This window comes from Acidovorax sp. KPB24-07, from assembly GCF_057543315.1.
The window spans coordinates 1-548 of record NZ_BAAJYS010000962.1; the positions used below are offsets into that span (position 1 = coordinate 1).

Consider the following 548-nt stretch of genomic DNA (forward strand, 5'->3'; position numbering starts at 1 on the left):
CCCCGACGTGGCGGCCACCCGGTGGCTCGCCGTGGGCAGCCTGCTCGGCCTGATCGTGCTCAGCCTGGCCTGGGAGCTGTGGCTCAGCCCGCTGCGGCCCGGCGGCTCTTGGCTGGCGCTCAAGGCGCTGCCGCTGGCGTTCCCGCTGGCCGGGCTGCTCAAGCACCGCATGTACACCTACCGCTGGGTGAGCCTGGTGGTGTGGCTGTATTTCACCGAAGGCGTGGTGCGCGCCTGGAGCGATCCGGCCCCGGGCCGGTGGCTCGCGCTGGTCGAAGTGGCGCTGTGCCTGGCGCTGTTCACCGCCTGCGCGCTGCATGTGCGCCTGCGCCAGAAGCACGCACGTGCGGCCGCGGCCGCGGCGACACCGGCCCCGTCCACGCCCTGAACACCCCAAAGCGGCCTCGCCCCACGCCCCTTCCATTCCCCGTTTTTCGCGAGCATTCGAGAACACCATGTCCACCCTGATCGACACCCTGCGCCAGACCGTCGGCGCCGCCCATGTACTCACCGAAGGCGACCTCACCGCCTGGGAGCAGGACTGGCGC

Annotated in this window: 1 protein-coding gene; it reads left to right on the forward strand. The window is 71.7% G+C overall.

Annotated elements, in window-relative coordinates; all coding sequences use genetic code 11:
• The first annotated feature begins 7 nt into the window (after positions 1 to 7).
• The gene (locus AC27IQ_RS26905) at positions 8 to 388 is read left to right on the forward strand and encodes a DUF2069 domain-containing protein (RefSeq protein ID WP_487091529.1); all 381 of its coding nucleotides are present in this window, start codon (positions 8 to 10) and stop codon (positions 386 to 388) included.
• Positions 389 to 548: the final 160 nt, after the last annotated feature.